The organism is Streptomyces sp. NPDC090083 (assembly GCF_044747445.1).
Taxonomy (GTDB): Bacteria; Actinomycetota; Actinomycetes; order Streptomycetales; family Streptomycetaceae; genus Streptomyces.
In genome coordinates this window covers 952,045-974,972 of the sequence record NZ_JBIVED010000003.1, presented here as the reverse complement: position 1 = coordinate 974,972, position 22,928 = coordinate 952,045, and the positions used below count along the sequence as shown (strand labels likewise).

The window sequence follows — 22,928 nt, the reverse complement described above, 5'->3', positions numbered from 1 at the left end:
TTTGACACACCGGTGGGGCAGGCCGGTGACCACAGCCCGCCCCACTACGGTAATGCGCTTTCAGGGTGTCCGTGTGAATACCGCCACAGTGCGCCCCGGAACGGCGAAGGTGCCCGTCCCCTTCGCGTACGAGGCCGCCTTCACGGTGGCGTCGGCGCCCCCGGCCTGCACCGGGTGCAGCCGGTAGCCGGTACCGGCCAACGCCCCGACCCGCTGGTTCTGTTCGGTAGGCGTCGCGTTGAACACCACGACGAGATCGCCGAGTTCCATGGTGATCACCCCGGGTGTCTCGTCCTTCCCGGACAGCGGGAAGGACATCTGCGACTGCACCCGCGCGGCCGTGCCGAGCGAGAAGACGGGCTCGGTGGTACGGATCCTCAGCAGCTCCTGGTACGCGGCCGAGGCCCCGTCGATCTGCCCGCAGCCCACCTTCACCGACGTCAACAGGCCCTTCGCGTAAGGCCACTTGGACGCGTTGTCGGCCGCCATCGGCAGGCCCCGCCCGAAGCCGTTGCCGTCCGCGCAGTTCCAGTGGACCGCGTTGAACCAGTCACCGCTGTCGAAGGAGTTGCGGTCCAGGGACTTGGAGCGCAGCAGGTCGGTCCCGGCCTGGGAGAGCGACGGACCCTGCGACAGGGTGGCGGTGGCCATCGCGAGGACCTGCATCCGGGCCCGGTCGGCGGCGCTCGTCGTCGCGGGCAGCTTGTAGGCGAGGGCGTCGAACAGCGACTCGTTGTCGTGCGCGTCGGCGTAGGCGAGGGCGTCGCCGGGCGCGTCCGCGTAGCCGGCGGGGGCGCCGTTGTAGTCGATCTCGGCGCCGGTGACGTCCTTCCCGTCGGTGTCGGTGAAGCGGTACGCCGCGAGGTTGCCGCTCAGGCCGACCTTGATGAGGTCCTGGTAGTGCAGGAGGCGGGCCTTCTGCTCGGCCGCGGTCCCGTTCGCGGTGGACGCGTTGGGGTCGGTGTAGAGCCCGGACGCGAAGCCCTGGACGCCCGGGTCGTCGTCGAAGGGGCTGCCGCCGCGCACCGCGTCACGGGCCCGGTCGGAGAAGGTCGCGATGCCCGTGCCGGCCATGTTCTTCTGCGTGGCCTGCACGAAGCGGGCGTCGTCGGCGACCTCGCCGAAGTTCCAGCCCTCGCCGTACATGATGATCTTCTTGCCGTCGACGCCGTCCTTCGCGGGGGTCAGCGCGTCCAGCGCCTTGCGCACGGCGAGGATGTTGGCCTTCGGCTGGTGCCCCATGAGGTCGAAGCGGAAGCCGTCGACCTTGTACTCCTTGGCCCAGGTGACGACGGAGTCGACGACGAGCTTGCCCATCATGGCGTTCTCGGTCGCGGTGTTGGCGCAGCAGGTGGAGTTCGCGACGCTGCCGTCGGCCAGCAGCCGCTGGTAGTAGCCCGGCACGATCCGGTCGAGCACCGAGGTGTCCGCCTGTCCACTGGCCGCCGTGTGGTTGTAGACCACGTCCATGACGACCCGCAGGCCGTCCTCGTTCAGCGACTTGACCATCGTCCGGAACTCGACGGTACGGCCGGTGCCGTCCGGGTCGGTCGCGTAGGAGCCCTCCGGAACGGTGAAGTGGTACGGGTCGTAGCCCCAGTTGTATGCGTCCTTCGCGGCGACGGCCGCCACGCAGGCCTGCTGCTGCTCCGAGTCGGCGGCGTAGGAGGCGAGGTCGCAGCCGGTGGTGGACTGCTCGGACTTCTTCTCGGGGACGGTCGCGAAGTCGAAGGCGGGCAGCAGGTGCACGTACGACGTCCCGGACCCGGCCAGCTCCCGCAGATGCCGCGAGCCGTCGCTGTTCCTGTCGGTGAAGGCGAGATAGGTCCCCCGGTCCTTCGCGGGGACGGTGGTGTCCGCGACGGAGAAGTCGCGGATGTGCAGTTCCTGGATCTCCGCGTCCTTCAGCGGCACCGCCTTCGGCTTCCGCAGGCCCGACCAGCCGCTCGGGGCGAGGGACTTGTCGGCGAGGTCGACGACGAGGCTCTGCTTGGAGTCGGCGGTGAGGGCGACCGAGTAGGGGTCGGTGACCTCGTTGGTGACGACCTTCCGGACGGTCGGCGCCCACACCTTCACGACGTACCGGTACGGCTTGTTCTTCCAGGAGGCCGGACCGGTGACGGACCAGACGCCGGTGCCGGCGTCCCGGGTCATCCTCTTGGGCGAGCCGTCGAGGTCGAGGGAGACGCTCTGCGCGGTCGGCGCCCAGACGGCCAGTGTGGGACGGCCGTCGCGGAAGGTCGGGCCGAGGTCGGCCCTGGTCGCGGAGGCGTACACGTCGTCGAGCACGCCGGCGAGCTGTACGCCGGTGGCGGCCAGCACGGCGCCGTTCACGGCCCGTTGGGAGGCGACGAGCTGTCCGCCCAGGGCCTCCTTCACGCGTCCCCGGTCGCGCGGGTCGACGGACCAGGCCGCATAGTCCTTCAGATAGGGGAACTTGGCCTTCTGGGCGTCGCTGAGCGTGGTCTTCGAGAGCCGCAGCCAGCGCTCGTCGTCGCTGGTCAGGGTGCCGTCCTTCGCGGTGATCGAGCCGTCGTGGGAGTACACGAGCTGGGTGGAGGCGGCGGCGTCGGAGCCGTTCCAGGCGACCGTGTTCCGGTCGATCCAGACGGCCTTGGAGGTGGTCAGGTCGAGGGCGGCGGCACTCCCGGCGGGCTGGGGCAGGAGGTGCTTCTCCTGGCCGTTCAGGAGCCACACCTCGTTGCCGTCAGTTCTGAGGTCGAGCGACTGGTCGGCGGAGAGGTCCTTCTCGTCGCCCTTGTGGAGGATGTAACTGAGGCTGGTCGCACCGGAGTTCAGCGGTACCTCGAAGACGGCACCGTACGCGTCGGTCCGCACCGGCTGGAGCGGGCTCGACCAGTCCGTGGGGTTCGCGGCGCCCGTCCAGACGTGCAGACCCCAGCCGGTGTAGTCGCCGTCGGCGCGGTGGTAGTGGAGGACGGCCTTGGTGGTGTCCTGCGCCGGGTAGTCGGGCCGCTGCGTCCGCACGTCCTCCTTGCCCTGCTCGATCCACACCTCGCCGGTCTGCGTGACGTCGATCGAGCGGTCGGCGGAGACGTCCTTGTCGCCGTCCTTGTCGATCACCAGGAAGCCGACGTTCGTCGCCCCGGGCTTCACCTTGACGTAGGCGAAGGCGCCGTAGGCGTCCCGGCCGACGAAGGGATGGCTCGCGGGCCAGGTCGTCCCCTCGCCGTCGGCGAGGTCGCCCCAGGCGTACAGGCCCCAGTCGGCGTAGTCGCCGTCGGTGCGCTTGTAGTGGACGATCACGTAGTCGCGCGAGGAGGCGGTGGGGATCTCCTCGGCGGGCGGGGTGCCGGTGGTGGAGACGGCCGTCGCGCTCGCCGTGCGTCCGGCGGAGTCGACGACGACTGCCTTGTACCGCAGGGCTGTTCCCGCCGGTACGTCCGTGCCGATGGTCTGCGTGACCTTGTACGGGGCGTGGTCGGCGGAGCCGAGGGTCCGCCATGCGCCGTTGCCGGTCTGGGCGGCGAAGACGACCCGGTCGAGTTGGCCGCCGGTGACGTCGGCGCTCAGCTCGACGGTGCCGGTGGCGCCCGCGTCCGGGGCCCTGAGGGTGATGGCGGGCTTGGTGACGGGCCTGGCGAGGGCGCCGGCCGCCTTGAGGACGATGGCCGCACCGGCGGGTACGGTGACGGTCACCTTGCTGTCGGCGCCGCTCGTCGCGGTGGCCGAAGTGCCGTAGATCCCGCGGTACTTCATGTCCGGCGAACCGGTCGCGAAGGTCGCCGTCCGCGCGGTGCCGGCGTTGTTGAGGGCGACGACGTATTCGGTGCGGTCCGCTCCCGTGCCCGTCCGTGTGAAGGCGTAGACGCCGGCGCCGTCGGCCGCGTAGCGCTCGGTCTGGACTCCGTCGGTGAGGGCCGGGTTGGCCTTGCGGAGCGTGGAGAGGGCCGCGATCTGCCGGTACAGCGGGGCAGTCGGGTCGTAGGCGTCGGCGGCGGCCGTGCGGTCGGTGCCGATCTCGTCGTCGTCGAGGTAGTCGGCGATCTTCGACGCGAACATCGGCTGGCGGGCGTCCTTGTCGCCGCCGGAGCCGGTGAAGCCCTGTTCGTCGCCGTAGTAGACGACGGGGTTGCCGCGGCTGAGGAACATCAGCTCGTTGGCGAGCCGGTCCTTGGCGAGGAGTTGGGCGTCGGTGGCCTTCGGGTTGTCCTGGCCGAGGAAGTAGCCGATGCGGCCCATGTCGTGGTTGCCGAGGAAGGTGACCTGTTCGTAGGCGTTCGCCTTGTCGGTCGTGTACTTGTAGTCGTCGCCGAAGACGCTCGCGAGCCTCTGCGCGCTGCCGCCCTGGGAGGCGTAGGCGCGGGCCGCGTCCTGGAAGGGGAAGTCGAGCGTGGCGTCCAGGCGGCCCTGGGTGACGTACGGCGAGGTGACGGACGTGTCGGCGGAGTAGACCTCGCCGAACATGAAGAAGTTCTTCCGGCCGTGCTGTGCGGCGTACCGGTCGAGGGCGGTGGCCCACTGGGTCCAGAAGTCCATGTCGACGTGTTTCACGGTGTCGATGCGGAAGCCGTCGACGTCGAAGTCGCGGACCCACTTCTCGTAGATCTTCTCCATGCCGCTGACGACCTCGGGGCGTTCGGTCCACAGGTCGTCGAGGCCGGAGAAGTCGCCGTAGGTGGCGTTCTCGCCGACGTAGGTCGAGTCGCCCCGGTTGTGGTACATCGTCGGGTCGTTGAGCCAGGACGGGACCTTCACGTCCGCCTTGCCGGCCGGGACGGTCGGGGTCTTGGGGAAGGACGCCGTGGTGACGGCGGGGAAGGCCTTCCTCCCGTCCGCGTAGTCGGCGTCGTCGAAGGGCCGCCCGTCCTTGGTGAGGTACGGGAAGGCGCCCTTGGAGAGGTAGTCGTAGGACGCGCCCTCGTAGTCGACGACGTCGGCGGTGTGGTTGGTGATGACGTCGAAGAAGACCTTCATGCCCTTGGCGTGGGCCTTGGAGATGAGGGTCGCGAGGTCCTTGTTGGTGCCGAAGTGCGGGTCGACCTTCGTGAAGTCCGTGATCCAGTAACCGTGGTAGCCGGCGGAGGCGTCGGCGCCGGTCCCCTGCACGGGCTGGTTCTTGAAGATCGGGGCCATCCAGATGGCGGTGGTGCCGAGGCCCTTGATGTAGTCGAGCCTGTTCGTCAGGCCCTTGAGGTCACCGCCCTGGTAGAAGCCCTTGTCGGTGGGGTCGTAGCCGGTGCTCAGCCGTGAACCGGTCAGCCCGCCGCGGTCGTTGGAGGTGTCGCCGTTCGCGAACCGGTCCGGCATCACGAAGTAGAACTGCTCGCGGGTGTCGTCGTGCCGGGCGGGCGTCGCGGCCAGCGCGGCGTCCGACGGAGGTGCGGGCGGGGCGGCCGCGTGAGCGGCCAGGGGCTGGACGAAGGCCGCGAGGAGCGCGGCGACGATCACACCCGTGGCCCTTCTCCGTCGCTCGGTGCGGCGTGTGCGGGACGCCGGCCATCTCGGTATCACAGGCGTGAACTCCTTGCGATTACGGCTCAGTTCGGGTCCGACCCCGGCGAGACCGTATCGCCGACGCAAGGGTTGCAGCAAGAGACTTGAAAGTCACAGAAAGAACTTTCAACCGCAACCTTGACGTGCCCTTCTCAACTGGCCCACGCTCACCAGTTGTTGAAACCCGAATACCCCCTTTCGGAGCCGCAGATGAGCAGATACCGATCGTCGGGAACCATCAGGCGCGTGGTCGGCGCCGCAGCCGCCGGCGCCCTGGCCCTCGCGGGAGCCGTCGCCCTCCCCGCCACCACCGCCCACGCGGACACCACCACCAAGGGCGACGTCATCGCCAACCTCTGGGAGTGGAACTGGAAGTCCATCGCCTCGGAGTGCACGAACGTACTGGGCCCCGCCGGTTACGGCGCGGTCCAGGTGGCGCCCCCCTCCGAGTCGCTGAAGCAGACCAACTACTACTGGTGGGACGTCTACCAGCCGTACTCGTACGACCTGAACAGCCGCTTCGGGACGGCCGCCCAGTTCGCGTCGATGATCACCGCCTGCCACACGGCGGGCGTCAAGGTCTACACGGACGCGGTGATCAACCACACCGCCGCGCAGACCGGCACCGGCTACAACGGCACCACGATCACCAACAAGTACGACACCCCCGACTGGAACCCGAGCGACTACCACACCTCGGCCGACTGCCCCACCTCCGACCTGACCATCCAGGACTACTCGAACCTCACCCAGGTCCAGAACTGCGAACTCCTGGGCCTGCCCGACCTCAAGACCAGTGCGGACAACGTCCGTTCGGTCCTCGCCGCCTTCCTCAACAAGCAGATCGCGCTGGGCGTCGACGGCTTCCGCGTCGACTCGGCCAAGCACATCCCGGCCACCGACATGGCGGCCATCGTCGCCAAGCTGAACACCACGACGTCGGGTGCGGCGCCGTACGTCTTCGACGAGGTCTACCCCGGCTCGACCCCGCAGCCCAGCGACTACTACGGCTCCGGCGACGTCCTCGACTTCACGTACGCGAGCCGAATGAAGTCGGCGTTCCAGGGCAACGTGAGCGACCTGTCCTCGCTGGAGAGCAGCGGCATCCTCCCGGCCGCCAACTCGGTGTCCTTCGTGACCAATCACGACACCGAGCGCAACGGCCTGGACATGAGCTACAAGGACGGCGACAGCTACAGACTGGCCAACCTCTTCGAGCTGGCCTACAAGTGGTCGACGCCGACCATCTATGCGAGCTGGCAGTGGACCCAGAGCGACCAGGCCCCGCCGAACTCGGCCGGCTTCGTCACCGACACGGACTGCTCCGGCAGCTGGAACTGCCTCGACCGTGACACGGCGGTCGTCGGCATGGTGGCCTGGCACAACGCGGCGGGCGGCGCGGCCGTCTCCAACTGGTCGACCAAGTCGTCCTCCGTCATCGGCTTCGGCCGCAGCGGCGCCGGCTTCTTCGCCGTCAACAACGGCTCCAGCGCGGCCACTTACACCTTCGCGACCGGCATGGCGGACGGCACGTACACGAACGTCGTCGACGGCGGGGCCAGCACCGTGACGGTCTCCGGCGGGAACGCGTCGATCACCATCCCGGCGAAGGACGCCGTCGCCTTCTTCAACGCCGACTACACCTGCACGGTCGGCTGCGACGACAACGGTGGCGGCGGCGGTTCGTCCGGGTCCACGGTGACCGCCACCTTCAACGAGTACGCGGCCACCACGTCCGGTACGAACGTCTACGTCGTCGGCTCCATCGACGCGCTCGGCGGCTGGGACACCTCGAAGGCGGTCGCGCTGTCGTCGTCCGGGTACCCGGTCTGGTCGGGGGCGGTGAGCGTGCCGGCCGGCACGTCCTTCACGTTCAAGTACATCAAGAAGGACGCGTCGGGCAACGTCACCTGGGAGTCGAACGCCAACAGGTCGGCCACGACGGCCGGTTCGGCGGTCTCGCTCAACAACTCCTGGAACGTGGCCGACACCGCCGCCACCGACGTCACCTTCAACGAGTACGCGACCACCGATCTCGGCACCAACGTCTACGTCACCGGCTCCATCGCCTCGCTCGGCTCCTGGAACACGAGCGACGCGATCCCGCTGTCGTCGGCGTCCTACCCGACATGGAGCAGGCTCGTCATCGTCCCCAAGAGCACGGCCTTCACGTACAAGTACATCAAGAAGGACGGCTCGGGGAACGTGACCTGGGAGTCCGGCACGAACCGCTCGTACACGACGGGCACCGGGTCCGGCTACACCGCGAGTGACACCTGGAAGTAGCGGACCGGCCGTCCGGCCGACCGTGAGCGGGCCCCCGTCGGAACGTTTTCGACGGGGGCCCGCTTCTTCCGAACTTTTCCGCCGTGTCCCGCATCGGAACCAGTGAGAGCCGAGGACGACCCAGCACACGAGCGGAGCACCGACACCATGGACACACAGCAGACCACCACCAGGCGCCGTCACGACCGCGGGTTCGCACGAAGGGTGGCCGGCATGGCCGCCGTCGCCGGGCTGGGCCTCGGGGGGGGGGGGGGGGGCCCCCCCCCCCCCCCCCCCCCCCCCCCCCCCCCCCCCCCCCCCCCCCCCCCCGCCGCGGGGGGGGGGGGGGGTCCCGGGGGGGGGGGGGGGGGGGGGGCGGGGGGGGGGGGGGCCGGGGGGGGGGGGGCGCCCCCCCCCCCCCCCGCGACCGGCGCCACGACCCCCACGTGCTCCGCCGCCGCCCTGAAGGCCACCTACGGCCAGCAGCTCGGCGGAGGGATGAACCACGAGGGCGTCGTCATACGGCTGCGCAACCTCAGCGGGAAGACCTGCGCGCTGCGCGGCTACCCGGGCCTGGGCCTGGAGAACTCCGCGCACAAGAAGCTGACGACCCACACGAGCTGGGGCAGCACCTGGTACGCGCACGACCCCGGCAAGAAGACCCTCTTCCTCAAGGACGGCCAGAGCGCGGAGGCCGTCGTCGCCTGGACCCACGCCAACACGGGCACCTCGGGCGCGGTGCACGCCTCCTACCTGGAGATCACCCCGCCCGCGTCCACCCAGCACAAGACACTGGCCTTCCCCCAGTGGGTCGACCACGGCGACCTGTCGGTGACCGCGCTGGCCGGGCACATCGGCGTCACTCCCTGACGGTTCAGCAGGACGACCTGCCCGCGTAGATCGCCAGCGCCGTGTTGGAGCCGAGGGTGGCGGTGAACTGCCCGCTGGAGTTCACCGTCACCGTCGTGTTCTTCTGCACGTCGCAGTACGTGCCCGCGGCCAGGGAGGTCTGGTACGTCCGCGTCAGCGACGACGACTCGTGGTTGATGGCGACGTAGCCCTTGCTGCCCCGGCCGAACGCGATCGCGTCGTTGCCGTCGTCCCACCAGTCGGTGACGGCCTGGCCGCTGGTCGCGTTGCGGAAGGCGACCATGGACTTGATCTCCGGCCAGGCGTGCTGGCACTTCCACCCGTCCTGCCAACAGGCCGTCACCGCACCGTTGTTGGGCGGTCCGGCGTCCGCGTCCGACCATTCGTAGCCGGAGTTGATGTCCGGGGCACCGTAGGGGTGGGCGAGCATGAAGACGTTGGCCAGGGTGTAGTCGGCGCCGTCCTTGTAGTTGAGGGTGGAGCCGTTGCGCTCGGTGTCGTGGTTGTCGACGAAGACCCCGGCGACCGAGCTGCTCAGGTACCCCCAGCCCTCGCCGTAGTTCTTCAGGTAGGCGAGGTTCTCGTTGGTGAAGACCCGCTTGAGGTCGTAGGCGTAGCGGAACTCCTGGACGTCTCCGTTGCCGGTGTACTCGGTGGGCTGGACGGCCTCGCCCGCGCCGTAGATGACCTCCTGCTTCCAGTACGCGGAGGGGTTCGTCAGACGGGACTTGATGTTCGCGAGGTCGGTCGCCGGGATGTGCTTGGCCGCGTCGATGCGGAAGCCGTCCGCGCCGTAGCCGAGGAGGGTGTTCATGTAGCCGGCGATCGTGGCGCGGACGTACTCCTCGCCGGTGTCCAGGTCGGCCAGGCCGACCAGTTCGCAGTTCTGCACGTTGGCGCGGTTGGTGTAGTCGCTGACCGTCGCCGTGCAGTCGTCCATGTCGTACGAGGAGTACAGGCCGGGGTAGTTGTACTTCGTGTACGACGAGCCGCCGGTGCCGGTGCCGCTGCCCGCGGACATGTGGTTGACGACCGTGTCGACGACGACCTTCACGCCCGCCGCGTGACACGTGCTGATCATGTTCTTGAACGCGGTCGCGTCGCCGAGCCGCCCGGCGATCCTGTAGCTCACCGGCTGGTACGACGTCCACCACTGCGAGCCCTGTATGTGCTCGGCGGGCGGGGAGACCTGGACGTAGCCGTAGCCGGCCGGGCCGAGGGTGCTGGTGCACTCCTTGGCGACCGAGGCGAAGTTCCACTCGAAGAGGACGGCGGTGACGTCCTTGGTGCCGGGTGGGGAGGCATGTGCGGTGCCGGGCACCAGGACGGCGGTCGCGGCGGCGAGCGCGACGGCTCCTGCAAGTGATCTGCTGCTGGCCATGTGGGGGTTCCTTCTCCATTGAAGGTTCTTGCGGAAACCAGATGGAAACTTGCGGTGGCCAGATGGTAGAGGCCCGCCGCCCAAAAGGGCAGCGGGCCGGGTGAAGTTGACGAAAGAACTTACGGAGTGGTGGTCCACCAGACGGTCGTGTCGGCGGGCAGCTTCGCCTCGCCGTCCGCCTCGGTCACCTCACCGCTGGCGAGCAGGAGACGGCCGTACGCCGGGGTCGTCACCGACTCCCCGGTCGTGTTCGCGACGCACACGAACTCCCCGCGCCGGAAGGCGAGTACGCCCTCGGGCGCGCGCAGCCACTCCACCGCTTCACCGGCGCCGAGGTCGGGCTGGGTGCGGCGGGCGGCGAGCGCGGCCCGGTACAGCTCCAGCGTCGAACCGGGCGTCCCGGTCTGCGCCTCGATGCTCAGCTCGCCCCAGCCCTCCGGCTGCGGCAGCCAACTTCCCGCACTGCCGAAGCCGTATGACGATCCGTCACGCGTCCACGGGATCGGCACCCGGCACCCGTCCCGGAAGCCGTCCTGGCCCGCGCCCCTGAAGTAGGCCGGGTCCTGGCGGACTTCGTCCGGGAGGTCGACGACATCGGGCAGGCCGAGTTCCTCGCCCTGGTAGATGTACGCCGAGCCGGGCAGCGCCAGCATCAGCAGGGTCGCGGCGCGGGCCCGGCGCAGGCCCAGCTCGCGGTCCCCTGCGGTGCGGATCTGGGTGCCGAGGCCGGGCGGGTTGGCGAAGCGGGTGGCGTGCCGGGTGACGTCGTGGTTGGAGAGGACCCAGGTGGCGGGGGCGCCGACCGGGCGCATCGCCTCCAGCGTGCGGTCGACGACCGTGCGCAGTTCCTCGGCGTCCCAGTCCGTGGACAGGTACTGGAAGTTGAAGGCCTGGTGGAGTTCGTCCCGGCAGACGTAGTTGGCCGTCCGCTCGACCGTCGGGGTCCAGGCCTCCGCCACGAAGATGCGCTCGCCCGCATACTCGTCGAGAACCGTGCGCCACTGCCGGTAGACGTCGTGGACGCCGTCCTGGTCGAAGAACGGCATGACATCGTTGCCCAGCAGCTTGAGCTGGTCGTGGGAGCCGAGGTCGGGCAGGCCCGCCGCCTTGACCAGGCCGTGGGCCACGTCGATGCGGAAACCGTCGACGCCGATGTCCAGCCAGAAACGGAGGATCGAGCGGAACTCGTCGCCGACCGCCGGGTGTTCCCAGTTGAAGTCGGGCTGCTCGGGAGCGAAGAGATGCAGGTACCACTCCCCCGCCGAGCCGTCCGGCTCGGTGACCCGGGTCCAGGCCGGGCCGCCGAAGATGGACTCCCAGTCGTTGGGCGGGAGTTCGCCGTGCTCACCCTTTCCGGGCCGGAAGTGGTAGCGCTCGCGCAGCGGTGAGCCGGGGCCTTCCCTCAACGCCCGCTTGAACCAGTCGTGTTGGTCCGAGGAGTGGTTGGGCACGAGGTCGACGATGATGCGCAGACCGAGTCCGTGGGCGTCGCGGATCAGCGCGTCGGCGTCCAGCAGGTTGCCGAACATCGGGTCCACGGCACGGTAGTCGGCGACGTCGTAGCCGGCGTCCGCCTGCGGGGAGGCGTAGAACGGGCTGAGCCAGACGGCGTCGATGCCGAGGTCGCGCAGGTACGGGAGCCTCGCGCGTACGCCTTCCAGGTCGCCCATGCCGTCGCCGTTGCTGTCGGCGAAGCTGCGCGGATAGACCTGGTAGATGACCGCGTGCCGCCACCAGTCCTTGAGCTTGGCCTTGGTGGGGGTGTTCGGTGCGGGGGCGATGGCCGAGTGGTGCTGGGTCATGGCGTCCTTGGTACGTAACGGAGTTCGGGTCAGGGAGAGTTGGTGACGAGGCGGCCGTGGTGTCAGCGGGGTCGGATGGACACCACGGCCGCCTCGAGTCTCGGGTGCGGCCGCTCCAGGAACCGGTGTTCTAGCCCTTGGTCCCGCCTGCCGTGAGCCCGGTGACCAGGTTCTTCTGTACGAGATAGAAGAACGCGGCGACCGGTATCGCGATCAGCACCGCCGTCGCCGCCATGAGGTTGCGTTGCGCGTCGTGTTCGCTGACGAACGTCTGCAGGCCGACCGCGAAGGTGTACTTCGTGTCGGAGAGCATGAACGTCGAGGCGAACGCGACCTCGCCGAAGGCCGTGAGGAAGCTGTAGAACGCGGCGACCGCGAGGCCCGGCTTGGCGAGCGGCAGGATCAGGCGCGCGAACGTGCCGAAGGGGGTGAGCCCGTCGACGCGTCCCGCCTCGTCGATCTCGAACGGGATCGTGTCGAAGTAGCCCTTGAGCAGCCAGGCGCAATACGGCACCGCCGTCGAGCAGTAGACGAGGATGAGACCAAGGTAGCTGTCGATCAGCTGCAGATCGGCCAGAATCTGGTACATCGGCACGATGAGTACCGCTATCGGGAACATCTGGGTGACGAGCAGCACCCACATGAACTTCCGGTACCCGGGGAACCGCATGCGCGAGACGGCGTACCCGGTGGTCGCGGCGATCGTGACACCGATGACCGTGGTGCCCAGCGAGACGATCAGCGAACTCTTCAGCCAGTCGAAGAACTCGGTGTGCCGGAGCACGAACGAGTAGTTGCCGAACGTCATCTTCTTCCAGATGCCGGCCGGGTGGAGGTAGTCGTCCGAGTCCGGGCCGAGCGAGAGGAAGACCAGCCAGGCGATCGGGAAGAGCGCGATCAGGCTCGCGACGATCAGGACGCCGTGCGAGGCGAGGGTGCCGGAGCGGCTCAACTCGCCCCGTCGGCGGGTCCGTTGCGGTGGTGTCGTGGTGCTCATGGGGACTCCTGCCTCAGATCGCGAGCTGTTGGTCATTGCGGTTCAGCCAGCGCCGGTAGAAGGAGGTGAAGACGATCAGGATGGCCAGCAGCAGGATGCCGTAGGCCGCCGACTGGGCGAATTCGCGCGGCTGTTGGCCGAAGCCGAGGAAGTAGGACCAGGTGACGAGGATCTGCGCGTCGGGTGCGGTGTTGCCGAACAGCAGGAAGATCACGGCGAACTGGTTGAAGGTCCAGATCACGCCGAGCAGGACGACGGTGGAGCTGACCGACCTCAGGCCCGGCAGGGTGACGTAGCGGAAGCGCTGCCAGGGGCTCGCGCCGTCCATCTCGGCGGCCTCGTAGAGCGAGGTGTCGATGGACTGGAGGCCGCCGAGCAGGGAGACCATCATGAAGGGCACCCCGCACCAGGTGTTGACCATGATGGCGGCGAACCGCTGCCAGAACGTGCTCTCCAGCCAGTCGGGCTGGGGCAGATGCAGGCTGTGCAGCGCGGAGTTGATGATGCCGCCGTCGGCGAGCATGAAGCGCCAGCCGAAGACCGTCACGAAGGTGGGGACGGCCCACGGCAGGATCAGGATCAGCCGGTAGAAGGTGCGGGCGCGCAGCTTCTGGTTGAGCAGCAGGGCGAGCGCGAGGCCCACCGTGTAGTGCAGGGCGACGCAGAGCGCGGTCCAGACGATCGTCCAGATGAAGTGCGACCAGAAGCGGTCGTACGACGTCGGGCCGAACAGGATGTCCTTGTAGTTGTCGAGCCCGATGAACTTGTAGGTGGCGTCGATGTGGTTGACGCCGATCGTGCGCGCGGTGTTGAGGCTGTTGGCGTCGGTGAGCGTCAGGTAGAGGCCGTACACCAGGGGGTAGAGCACGAGGACGCCGAGCACGACGACCACGGGGATGATCATCGCGTACGCGTACCAGTGCTTCTGGTAGCCGCGCTTGAGGCGTTGGCCCGGTCCGGGCCGGGGCGCGCGGTCACCGTGGCGCTGGCCGGTCGCGCGGTCGATGGCGACTGTCATGGTTCGTTCGACACCTTCTGGAAGTTCAAGCGGGCACGGCGGGTTCGAGGACTACGGCGGCGCGGGCCGGTGGCCGCCGGATCCGTCCCCCAGGTTCTCCACTGCGGATCCGACGGCCACTCGGGGCTACTTGCTGAAGTCCGGGACCAGCTTGGCGATCGCCAGCTCGGCGTTGCTCAGGCCCTTGTCGAGGGACTCCTTGCCACCGGCGACCTTGGGCAGTTCGGTGTCCAACGGACCCCACAGGGAGCTGTACTCGGCGAGCGCCGGGCGCGGCTGGGCGGCGCCGAGGACGCTCTGGAAGCCGGCGATGCCCGGGTCGGCCTTCACGGCGGCGGTGTAGGCGTCGTCGCGGGTGGGCAGCGTCGAGTTCTTCAGCGCGATCGTCGACTGCGAGGCGGCGGAGGTCATGAAGTTGACGAACTTCAGGGCCGCCTTCTGGTGCGCGGAGTCCGAGCCGGCGTAGACCGAGAGGTTGTGGCCGCCGGTCGGGGCGCCGGACTTGCCGGTGGAGCCGGCCGGGATCGTGGCGATGCCGAGGTTCGACTTGTCGGTGAACGCCGAGCCCTTGTAGAAGTTCGTGATCTCCCACGGGCCCTGGATGATCGCGGCGACCTTGCCGTTGACGAACGCGTCCTGGATGTGGGCGTAGGCGTCCGCGGTGGTGTCGGCCTTGTGCAGGCCGGTGCCGGAGAAGAGGCTCAGCCAGGTGCCGTAGGCCTTCTTCGCGGCGGCGGAGTCCACGGTGATCTTCTTCGCGGAGGCGTCGACGGTGTCGGTGCCCTCGCCGTAGAGGAAGCTCTGCGCGTAGTAGGCCTGGGTGGAGCCCCAGTAGCCGTCGACCTTCGTCTTGGCCTTGACCTTCGCGGCGTCGGCCTTCAGCTCGTCCCAGGTGGCGGGCGGCTGGGTGATGCCGGCCTGCTTGAAGAGGGCCTTGTTGTAGACGAGCGCGAGGGTGTCGGTGACCAGCGGCACGCCGTACGTCTTGCCCTCGTACTGGGCCTGGGTGATCAGGTTCGACTTGAACTTCGCCTGGTCCGCGAGGGCCTCGGTGCCGTCGAGCGGCAGGAAGTAGCCCTTCTTCGCGAAGGCGGGGGTCCAGCCGACCTCCGAACGCAGCACGTCCGGGGCGCCCTTGGAGCCGGCGGCGGTGTCGAACTTGTTCTGCGCCTGGTCGAAGGGCACGTTGACGTACTTGACCTTGATGTTCTTGTTGGCCGCCTGGAACTTGGCGACCAGGGCCTTGTACGTGGGTGCCTCATTGGTGGCGTTGGAGGTGTCCCACCAGGTGATGGTGACCGGCCCGTCCGACTTGCCGCTGTCACTGTCGCTGCCGCCGCAGGCCGTCGCCGCGAGGGCGAGGGACGCCACCAGAGCGGTGGCCGCTATGCCACGCCGCATGAGATCTCCTTGAGGGTGAAAGCCCGCGTGATGCAGGGGGCGGGCCCGTCCGCCGCCCCTGCGACTCACCGGCTGCGCCTTCGCGGCCGCCGGGCGTCGCCGAACGTAACAGCGATGCAAGCGTTGCGAAAGTCCTTGCTGCAAAAAACTGCAAGACGGGCCGAGAGTTACCCTCCCGTGACCTCTCCTCGATCCCGGTGAAACCCAAGGCTGGTGCGGCTGAGCGGGCAAGGGGACACTTGTGCAAGACTCTGCAAGCTCTTGCCGCACGCCGTACGTCGACCATCGGCCGACCAGAACACGAGGGATCGCGATGACGCAGCAACCCGCAGCGCGCCGACGGCCGGTACAGTCCACTCCCGTGACCACACGGCTTGCCGACATCGCCGCCCAGGCGGGCGTGAGCGAAGCGACCGTCAGCCGCGTCCTCAACGGCAAGCCGGGCGTCGCCGCCACCACCCGCCAGTCCGTCCTCGCCGCCCTCGACGTGCTCGGCTACGAACGCCCGGTACGACTGCGGCAGCGCAGCGAGGGTCTGGTAGGCCTGATAACACCGGAGTTGGAGAACCCGATATTCCCCGCCCTGGCGCAGGTCATCGGGCAGGCGCTGACCCGGCAGGGCTACACGCCGGTGCTCGCCACGCAGACCCCGGGCGGTTCCACCGAGGACGAGCTGACGGAGATGCTCGTCGACCGCGGGGTGGCCGGCATCATCTTCGTCTCCGGCCTGCACGCGGACACCTCCGCGGACATGCAGCGCTACGAGCAACTCCGGGCGCAGGGCGTCCCGTTCGTGCTCGTGGACGGCTTCTCGCCGAAGGTGCAGGCGCCGTTCATCTCCCCCGACGACCGCGCCGCGATGACCCTCGCGGTCACCCACCTCGTCTCGCTCGGGCACACGCGCATCGGACTGGCCCTGGGCCCCAAGCGGTTCGTACCCGTGCAGCGCAAGATCGAGGGCTTCGTCCGCGCGATGCAGGACCAACTGGCCCTGAGCGCCGAGGACGTGGAGACCCGGCTCGTCCAGCACTCGCTGTACACGCTGGAGGGCGGACAGGCCGCGGCGGCGGCGCTGATCGACCGCGACTGCACGGCGGTGGTGTGCGCGAGCGACATGATGGCGCTGGGGGCGATACGGACCGCCCGGCAGCGGGGGCTCGACGTGCCCAAGGACGTCTCGGTGGTCGGGTTCGACGACTCGCCGCTGATCGCGTTCACCGACCCGCCGCTGACGACGATCCGCAAGCCGGTCCCCGCGATGGGACAGGCGGCGGTGCGCACGTTGCTGGAGGAGATCGGCGGGACGCCTGCGCCGCACAGCGAGTTCGTGTTCATGCCGGAGCTGGTGGTGCGCGGGTCGACCGCTTCGGCCCCTGGGGACCGGAATCGTCCCTAAGGGGGAGAAAACCGTGCGGCGGCCCGTGCGCTGGTAGGAGTCCGAGGACTCTTCCCGGCGTAGAACATGCGAGCCGGACCCGACCAGGGGATGATCGGTCGCGGAAGCCTTTTCTGGCAGACTTTGTGTCTATGGGTGAGACCACCGTGACGACATTGGAAGGCCGTGAAGAAGCCGTTCCGAGCCCCGTCGCGGACGCCGCGGGGCAGGGTTTTCTGCGCCGGTTGCGGACTCCGCGCCGGCCCCGGCTGTGGTTCGAGATCCTGCTGATCGCGGTGAGTTACTGGACGTACTCACAGATCCGCAACGCGGTCCCGGAGCAGCGCTCCGCGGCGCTGCGCAACGCCGACTGGATCTGGCGGGTCGAGAACGGCCTCGGCATCGCCGTCGAGCGGTCGGTCAACCACGCCGTGAACTCGGTGACTTGGCTGATCGTCGGTATGAACTACTACTACGCCACACTGCACTTCGTGGTGACGCTCGGTGTCCTGGTGTGGCTGTACCGCAGCCATCCGGGCCGGTACGCGGCGGCCCGCCTCGTCCTCTTCGCGACGACGGCCGTGGCCCTGGTCGGCTACTACTTCTTCCCGCTGGCCCCGCCGCGGCTCATGAACGGCGGCCACTTCGTCGACACCGTCATGGTCCACCAGACCTGGGGTTCGATGGCGTCCGGCGACCTGAAACGCATGTCGAACCAGTACGCCGCGATGCCGTCCATGCACATCGGCTGGTCCCTGTGGTGCGGCCTGACGATCTTCGCGCTGGCGAAAGTCCCCTGGGTCCGTGTCCTCGGCCTGCTCTACCCCGCCGCGACCCTGATGGTGATCGTCTCCACGGCCAACCACTTCTGGCTCGACGCGGTGGGCGGCATGCTCTGCCTGGCCTTCGGATTCCTGCTCTCCCGGCTCTGGTACGGCACGTTCCCGTACGCCTTGCCGCGGGTGGCTCCGCCGGGGCGCCGGGAGGGGTAGTCGTCCGGGTGCGGCACCGTCGTGGCCGGTCGCGCAGTTCCCCGCGCCCCTGGAAAGGCCACAGGCGTTCAAAGGGGCGCGGGGAACTGCGCGACCGGCCCCCACCGACCGGCACCCGAAAACGCACCCCCTCGAAGCCCCCGCGGAGCGATCACGCTCCGTAGAACAACGCGTCCACCACCGCGCGCGCCCGCCGCGTGGTCCGCCGATAGTCCTCCAGCATGTCCCCCACATGCCCCGGCCCGTACCCCAAGTACCGCCCCACGGCAGCCAGTTCACGCGGATCGGACGGGAACGTGTCACCCGCGCGACCCCGCACGAGCATCACCGCGTTACGCACCCGCGTGGCCAGCACCCACGCCTCGTCCAGCGTCTCCGCGTCCTCACCGGAGATGAGCCCGGCCGCGCAAGCCGCCGCGAGCGCCGCCCGCGTACGCGTCGTCCGCAGCCCCGGCTCGGCCCACCCGTGCCGCAGCTGCATCAGCTGCACGGTCCACTCCACGTCGGAGAGTCCCCCGCGCCCCAGCTTGGTGTGCAGCGTCGGGTCGGCCCCGCGGGGCAGCCGCTCGGACTCCATCCGGGCCTTCAGCCGCCGGATCTCCCGCACGGCATCGTCGCCGAGCCCCTCCGCCGGGTACCGCAGAGGATCGATCAGCTCGATGAACCGCTCCCCCAGCTCCCCGTCCCCGGCGACGGGTTCGGCCCGCAGCAGCGCCTGCGACTCCCACACCAGCGACCACCGGCGGTAGTACGCCTCGTAGGACTTCAACGACCGTACGAGCGGCCCCGATTTGCCCTCCGGCCGGAGATCCGCGTCGATCAGCAGCGGCGGATCCGAACTGGCGACCTGGAGCAGCCGCCGCATCTCGGAGACGACCTTGTTGGCGGCCTCGGAGGCCTCCCGGTCGGCGACCCCCTCGCGGGGTTCGTGCACGAACAGGACGTCCGCGTCGGAGCCGTAGCCCAGTTCGTGGCCGCCGAAGCGGCCCATGCCGATGACGGCGAAGCGGGTGGGGAGGGTGTCGCCCCAGCCCTCGCGGACCACCGCGCGCAACGTGCCGGCGAGGGTCGCGGCGGTGAGGTCGGAGATGGCGCCGCCGACCCGGTCGACGAGGGCGCCCTGGTCCGCCTCGACCGGCTGGGTCTCGGTGCCGTAGGAGCCGACGATGTCGAGGGCCGCCGTACGGAAGAGTTCGCGGCGGCGGACGCCGCGGGCGAAGGTGACCGCCTGGACGGCGCCGTCGGCGCGGCTCACCGCGGCCAGTATCTCCTGGTCCAGGTGCGGGCGTTCGCGGGGTTCGAGGCCGCTGCCGCCGTCGCCGTCGCCGAGCAGGGCGACCGCTTCGGGGGCGCGCATGAGGAGGTCGGGGGCGAGCCGGCCGGCCGACAGGACGCGGGCCAGGTTCTCGGCGGCGGCGCCCTCGTCCCTCAACAGCCGCAGGTACCAAGGGGTCTTGCCGAGCGCGTCGGACACCTTGCGGAAGTTGAGGAGGCCGGCGTCCGGATCGGCGGAGTCCGCGAACCAGCCCAACAGGACGGGCAGCAGCGTGCGTTGGATGGCGGCCTTGCGGGAGACGCCGGAGGCGAGAGCCTCCAGGTGGCGCAGGGCGGCGGCCGGGTCGACGTAGCCGAGGGCGACCAGTCGTTCGCGGGCTGCCTCGGGGCGCAACCGGGTCTCGCCGGGCGCGAGTTGGGCGACCGCGTCGAGCAGCGGACGGTAGAAGAGCTTCTCGTGCAGGCGTCGTACGACGGTGGCGTGCCGCTTCCACTCGCGGTTCAGCTCGGTCACCGGGTCGGTGCGCAGGCCCATCGAGCGGCCGAGGCGGCGCTGGTCGGTCTGGTCCACGGGGACGAGGTGGGTGCGACGCAGCCGGTAGAGCTGGATGCGGTGTTCCATCGTGCGCAGGAAGCGGTAGGCGTCGTCGAGACGGCCGGCGTCCTCGCGGCCGACATAGCCGCCGGCGGCGAGGGCCTCCAGGGCGACGAGGGTGGTGCCGCTGCGCAGTGAGGTGTCGGCCCGGCCGTGCACCAACTGCAGGAGCTGGACGGCGAATTCGACGTCCCGCAGGCCGCCGGGAGCGAGCTTGAGTTCGCGGTCGATCTCGGCGGCGGGGATGTTCTCGATGACGCGGCGGCGCATCTTCTGCACGTCGGTGACGAAGTTCTCGCGCTCGGCGGCCTTCCACACGAGGGGTTCGAGCGCGTCGACGTACTCGCGGCCGAGCGCGAGGTCGCCGGCCACCGGGCGGGCCTTCAGCAGCGCCTGGAACTCCCAGGTCTTCGCCCAGCGCTGGTAGTAGGCGAGGTGGCTGGCGAGGGTGCGGACCAGCGGGCCGTTGCGGCCCTCGGGGCGCAGGTTGGCGTCGACGGGCCAGATCGAGCCCTCGACCGTGGTCTCGGAGCAGATCCGCATCATGTGCGCGGCGAGCCGGGTGGCCGCGCGGATCGCCTTGGTCTCGTCCGCGTCTCCCCCGGTGCCGGAGGGGCCCGGGGACGCCCCCGCGGCCTCGCCGACGAAGATGACGTCGACGTCGGAGACGTAGTTCAGCTCGTGGCCGCCGCACTTGCCCATCGCGATCACCGCGAGCCGGCACAGCGCCGCGTCCTCGGGTGCGGCGGCGCTCGCGAGGGCGAGGGCGGCGCGCAGGGTGGCGGTGGCGAGGTCGGCGAGCTCGGCGGCGGTCTGCGCGAGGTCGGTGGTGCCGCACACGTCACGGGCGGCGATGGAGAGCAGGCAGCGGCGGTAGGCGACGCGGAGGGCGACCGGATCGGTGGCCTCGGCGAGCCCGCGCTCGAACTCCTCCACCCCGGGATGCAGGTCGCGCGGCTCGTACATCACGAGGGCGTGCCAGTCGAGCGGGTGCCGGGCGAGATGGTCCCCCAGGGCGGCGGAGGCGCCGAGCACCCCGAGCAGCCGGTCGCGCAGCGGCTTCGCGGCGATCAGGGTGTCGAGCAGTTCGCCGCGGGGCGTGTCCTCGGGCTGCGCCTCCAGCAGCCGTACCAGACCCTGGAGGGCCAGGTCGGGGTCGGCGGTGGCGCCCAGGGCCTCCAGCAGGACCGGGTCGTTCCTTATCGGCGCCAGTTCGGCGCTCTCCAGCAGCCGCTCGGCCGCCGAGGGATCGGTGAAGCCGTGCCGCAGCAGGCGCGTGAAGGTACTGCTCCTGCGCCTCGGCGCCGTCATGCCCGGCCTCCCTCGGATCAAGGTCGTAACGTGCCGAGCCTAACCGCAGGTGCGGGCGGCGGCGCCGGGGCGTGCGGCGATGAGTTCCGGCGGGACCCGGAGTCTTCCCTGTGGGAGCCCGTAGGGGAACGCACCGCCGGACACAGGGAGAAGCCGATGACCGAGCAGCAGCCGCAGACCCGCCTCGACCCCCGCTACAGCGACCCGGCGGCGACCGCGACCGCATGGGCGACGGCCGAGGCCCGGCTCACGGCCGCCGAGCAGTTCTGGATCTCGACGGTACGGCCGGACGGGCGCCCGCATGTGACACCGCTGCCTGCGGTGTGGTCGCGGGGGGCGCTGCACTTCTGCACCGGGCCCGAGGAGCGCAAGGCGCTCAACCTCGCGGGCAATCCGCACGTCGTGCTGACCACCGGCACCAGCACCTGGGACAAGGGGTACGACCTGGTCGTCGAGGGTGCGGCGGAGCGGGTCGGGGACGAGGGGCGGCTGCGGGAGCTGGCCGCGGCCTGGGAGGCGAAGTACGGCCGTTTCTGGCACTTCGACGTGCGGGAGGGGGCCTTCCACCACGGTGGCGGGTCCGCGTTCGTCTTCGCTGTGGCGCCCCGGACGGTTTTCGGCTTCGGTAAGGGGGAGCCGTTCAGCCAGACGAGGTGGCGGTTCGCGTGACGCGCCTGACGAAGGAGTCGAGCCATGGACATGACCCTCGAAGTGATCCTGCTTCCCGTCTCCGACGTGGACCGGGCCAAGGCGTTCTACCAGGACAAGGTCGGTTTCCACGTGGATCTCGACGGCGAGGTGATGGAGGGCGTGCGGATCGTGCAGCTCACCCCGCCGGGGTCCGGGTGTTCGATCGCGCTGGTCGACGGCCTGGAGGTGCCGACCGGAACACCGCGGCCGGGGACGTACCACGGCCTGCAGCTGTGCGTGCAGGACGCGAAGGCGGCCTACGAGGAGCTGACCGCGCGCGGTCTCGACGTCAGTGAGCCGGTGCAGTTCGCCCCGCAGGACGGCGCGACGTTCATGTACTTCAAGGACCCCGACGGCAACGGGTGGGCGATCCAGGAGTACCGCAAGCGGGCCACCGAGCCGCTGCACCGGGTGCTGGCCCAGCTGGCGGGGCCGCGGGAGTAGGTGCGGCGGTTCGGCGGCGGCAGCAGTTCACCGGTTCTTCATCCGCCGGGTTGGGCAGGGTGGGACACGGGCATCTTGGCGTGTGCATGCTCCATGTCGCACCGTCACCCCCGTCGTCCCCCCACCCGGAGGCAGAAGTGTCCGGCAGTGAAGAAGTGTCCGGCGGCCACGGCCGTTCCGCGTACCGCCGCAGCCGCGCCGTCGTGGCGTCCGCGCTCGCCTTCTCGGCCGCCGCCGTCGGGGTCTGGACCGGCTTCGGCGACGCCACGACCGCGCACGCCGCGACCGGGGTGCCGACCCCGGACCACGTCGTCGTGGTGGTGATGGAGAACCACGCCTACAGCCAGGTCATCGGCTCCTCCAGTGCCCCCTACATCAACTCGTTGGCCGGCGGGGGCGCCGCCCTCACCCAGTCGTACGGGATCACCCACCCGAGCCAGCCCAACTACTTCGCGCTGTTCTCCGGCTCCACCCAGGGGATCACCAGCGACAGCTGCTACACGGCCGGCTTCTCCTCGGCCGCGAACCTCGCCTCCGAGGTGACGGCGGCGGGCGGCACCTGGGCGAGCTACAACGAGACGCTGCCCAGCCAGGGTTCGACGACGTGCAGCAGCGGCAACTACGCGCGCAAGCACAACCCGTGGTTCGGCTTCAGCAACGTCGCGACGTCCACGGCGAAGACGTTCGCGCAGTTCCCGACGGACTACACGACGCTCCCCGACATCTCCTTCGTCACCCCCAACCTGTGCAGCGACATGCACGACTGCTCGGTGGCGACGGGTGACACCTGGCTGAAGAACAACCTCGGCGCGTACGCCACGTGGGCCAAGACCCACAACAGCCTGCTCGTGGTCACCTTCGACGAGGACAACCTGCTCAGCGGCAACCGCATCCCGACGGTCCTCTACGGCCAGCCGGTGAAGGCGGGTTCGACGTCCTCGACCACCTACAACCACTACAACCTGCTGCGGACCCTGGAGGACTCCCAGGGCCTGTCCGCCCACGCGGGCAACGCGGCGTCCGCCGCCGACATCACCGGCGTCTGGGCGTCCTGA

At 69.7% G+C, this 22,928-nt stretch carries 14 protein-coding genes; 7 read left to right on the top strand and 7 right to left on the bottom strand.

Annotation, left to right across the window (positions count from 1 at the left end; translation table 11 throughout):
* Window positions 1-60: 60 nt before the first annotated feature.
* Window positions 61-5,475, bottom strand: a complete 5,415-nt coding sequence (gene pulA / locus ACIPTO_RS15345) for a pullulanase-type alpha-1,6-glucosidase (RefSeq protein WP_401191986.1) — start codon at window positions 5,473-5,475, stop codon at window positions 61-63.
* Between the two features lie 192 nt (window positions 5,476-5,667).
* Here pulA and ACIPTO_RS15340 point away from each other — a divergent pair, with 192 nt between their 5' ends.
* Together ACIPTO_RS15340 and ACIPTO_RS15335 are read left to right on the top strand one after the other, a co-directional pair.
* Window positions 5,668-7,743: a carbohydrate-binding module family 20 domain-containing protein gene (locus ACIPTO_RS15340; protein WP_401191983.1), complete on the top strand. Its 2,076-nt coding sequence runs from the start codon at window positions 5,668-5,670 to the stop codon at window positions 7,741-7,743.
* Window positions 7,744-7,890: 147 nt separating this feature from the next.
* Window positions 7,891-8,592 carry a DUF4232 domain-containing protein gene (locus tag ACIPTO_RS15335; RefSeq protein WP_401191980.1) on the top strand — a complete coding sequence of 234 codons (702 nt, stop codon included), beginning with the start codon at window positions 7,891-7,893 and terminating at the stop codon, window positions 8,590-8,592.
* Window positions 8,593-8,596: 4 nt separating this feature from the next.
* Here the strand turns inward: ACIPTO_RS15335 and ACIPTO_RS15330 are convergent, their stop codons facing one another.
* The 5 genes from ACIPTO_RS15330 to ACIPTO_RS15310 form a co-directional block, all read right to left on the bottom strand.
* A complete protein-coding gene (locus tag ACIPTO_RS15330) occupies window positions 8,597-9,973 on the bottom strand; it encodes an alpha-amylase family protein (RefSeq protein WP_401191977.1) in 1,377 nt (458 codons plus the stop codon).
* A 119-nt stretch (window positions 9,974-10,092) separates the two neighbouring features.
* Window positions 10,093-11,775 (bottom strand): glycoside hydrolase family 13 protein, encoded by a 1,683-nt coding sequence (locus tag ACIPTO_RS15325; protein ID WP_401191975.1) that lies wholly within the window; start codon window positions 11,773-11,775, stop codon window positions 10,093-10,095.
* A 130-nt stretch (window positions 11,776-11,905) separates the two neighbouring features.
* Entirely contained in the window at window positions 11,906-12,772 is an 867-nt protein-coding gene (locus ACIPTO_RS15320) for an ABC transporter permease subunit (protein ID WP_366314312.1), read from the bottom strand.
* 13 nt (window positions 12,773-12,785) lie between these two features.
* Window positions 12,786-13,790, bottom strand: a complete 1,005-nt coding sequence (locus ACIPTO_RS15315) for a sugar ABC transporter permease (protein WP_366314310.1) — start codon at window positions 13,788-13,790, stop codon at window positions 12,786-12,788.
* A gap of 126 nt (window positions 13,791-13,916) precedes the next feature.
* A complete protein-coding gene (locus ACIPTO_RS15310) occupies window positions 13,917-15,191 on the bottom strand; it encodes an extracellular solute-binding protein (protein WP_366314308.1) in 1,275 nt (424 codons plus the stop codon).
* A gap of 361 nt (window positions 15,192-15,552) precedes the next feature.
* Between ACIPTO_RS15310 and ACIPTO_RS15305 the strand changes: the two genes are divergently transcribed.
* Window positions 15,553-16,587, top strand: a complete 1,035-nt coding sequence (locus tag ACIPTO_RS15305) for a LacI family DNA-binding transcriptional regulator (RefSeq protein ID WP_366314306.1) — start codon at window positions 15,553-15,555, stop codon at window positions 16,585-16,587.
* 131 nt (window positions 16,588-16,718) lie between these two features.
* A complete protein-coding gene (locus tag ACIPTO_RS15300) occupies window positions 16,719-17,558 on the top strand; it encodes a phosphatase PAP2 family protein (protein WP_401191971.1) in 840 nt (279 codons plus the stop codon).
* Between the two features lie 151 nt (window positions 17,559-17,709).
* Here ACIPTO_RS15300 and ACIPTO_RS15295 read toward each other — a convergent pair whose 3' ends face one another.
* Entirely contained in the window at window positions 17,710-20,739 is a 3,030-nt protein-coding gene (locus tag ACIPTO_RS15295; RefSeq protein ID WP_401191969.1) for a bifunctional [glutamine synthetase] adenylyltransferase/[glutamine synthetase]-adenylyl-L-tyrosine phosphorylase, read from the bottom strand.
* Between the two features lie 156 nt (window positions 20,740-20,895).
* Here ACIPTO_RS15295 and ACIPTO_RS15290 point away from each other — a divergent pair, with 156 nt between their 5' ends.
* From ACIPTO_RS15290 to ACIPTO_RS15280, 3 genes are all read left to right on the top strand, one after another.
* Window positions 20,896-21,408 carry a pyridoxamine 5'-phosphate oxidase family protein gene (locus tag ACIPTO_RS15290; protein ID WP_401191967.1) on the top strand — a complete coding sequence of 171 codons (513 nt, stop codon included), beginning with the start codon at window positions 20,896-20,898 and terminating at the stop codon, window positions 21,406-21,408.
* A 24-nt stretch (window positions 21,409-21,432) separates the two neighbouring features.
* Window positions 21,433-21,873, top strand: coding sequence for a VOC family protein (locus ACIPTO_RS15285; protein ID WP_366314298.1), 441 nt, complete (start codon window positions 21,433-21,435; stop codon window positions 21,871-21,873).
* Between the two features lie 203 nt (window positions 21,874-22,076).
* Window positions 22,077-22,928: an alkaline phosphatase family protein gene (locus ACIPTO_RS15280; protein WP_401192142.1), complete on the top strand. Its 852-nt coding sequence runs from the start codon at window positions 22,077-22,079 to the stop codon at window positions 22,926-22,928.

What these genes read in the sequence shown, in the direction of transcription:
- ACIPTO_RS15340 (WP_401191983.1), top strand. Translation starts at nt 5,668, where the DNA reads ATGAGCAGATACCGATCGTCGGGAACCATCAGGCGCGTGGTCGGCGCC.
- ACIPTO_RS15335 (WP_401191980.1), top strand. Translation starts at nt 7,891, where the DNA reads ATGGACACACAGCAGACCACCACCAGGCGCCGTCACGACCGCGGGTTC.
- ACIPTO_RS15330 (WP_401191977.1), bottom strand. Translation starts at nt 9,973, where the DNA reads ATGGCCAGCAGCAGATCACTTGCAGGAGCCGTCGCGCTCGCCGCCGCG.
- ACIPTO_RS15325 (WP_401191975.1), bottom strand. Translation starts at nt 11,775, where the DNA reads ATGACCCAGCACCACTCGGCCATCGCCCCCGCACCGAACACCCCCACC.
- ACIPTO_RS15320 (WP_366314312.1), bottom strand. Translation starts at nt 12,772, where the DNA reads ATGAGCACCACGACACCACCGCAACGGACCCGCCGACGGGGCGAGTTG.
- ACIPTO_RS15315 (WP_366314310.1), bottom strand. Translation starts at nt 13,790, where the DNA reads ATGACAGTCGCCATCGACCGCGCGACCGGCCAGCGCCACGGTGACCGC.
- ACIPTO_RS15310 (WP_366314308.1), bottom strand. Translation starts at nt 15,191, where the DNA reads ATGCGGCGTGGCATAGCGGCCACCGCTCTGGTGGCGTCCCTCGCCCTC.
- ACIPTO_RS15300 (WP_401191971.1), top strand. Translation starts at nt 16,719, where the DNA reads ATGGGTGAGACCACCGTGACGACATTGGAAGGCCGTGAAGAAGCCGTT.
- ACIPTO_RS15295 (WP_401191969.1), bottom strand. Translation starts at nt 20,739, where the DNA reads ATGACGGCGCCGAGGCGCAGGAGCAGTACCTTCACGCGCCTGCTGCGG.
- ACIPTO_RS15290 (WP_401191967.1), top strand. Translation starts at nt 20,896, where the DNA reads ATGACCGAGCAGCAGCCGCAGACCCGCCTCGACCCCCGCTACAGCGAC.
- ACIPTO_RS15285 (WP_366314298.1), top strand. Translation starts at nt 21,433, where the DNA reads ATGGACATGACCCTCGAAGTGATCCTGCTTCCCGTCTCCGACGTGGAC.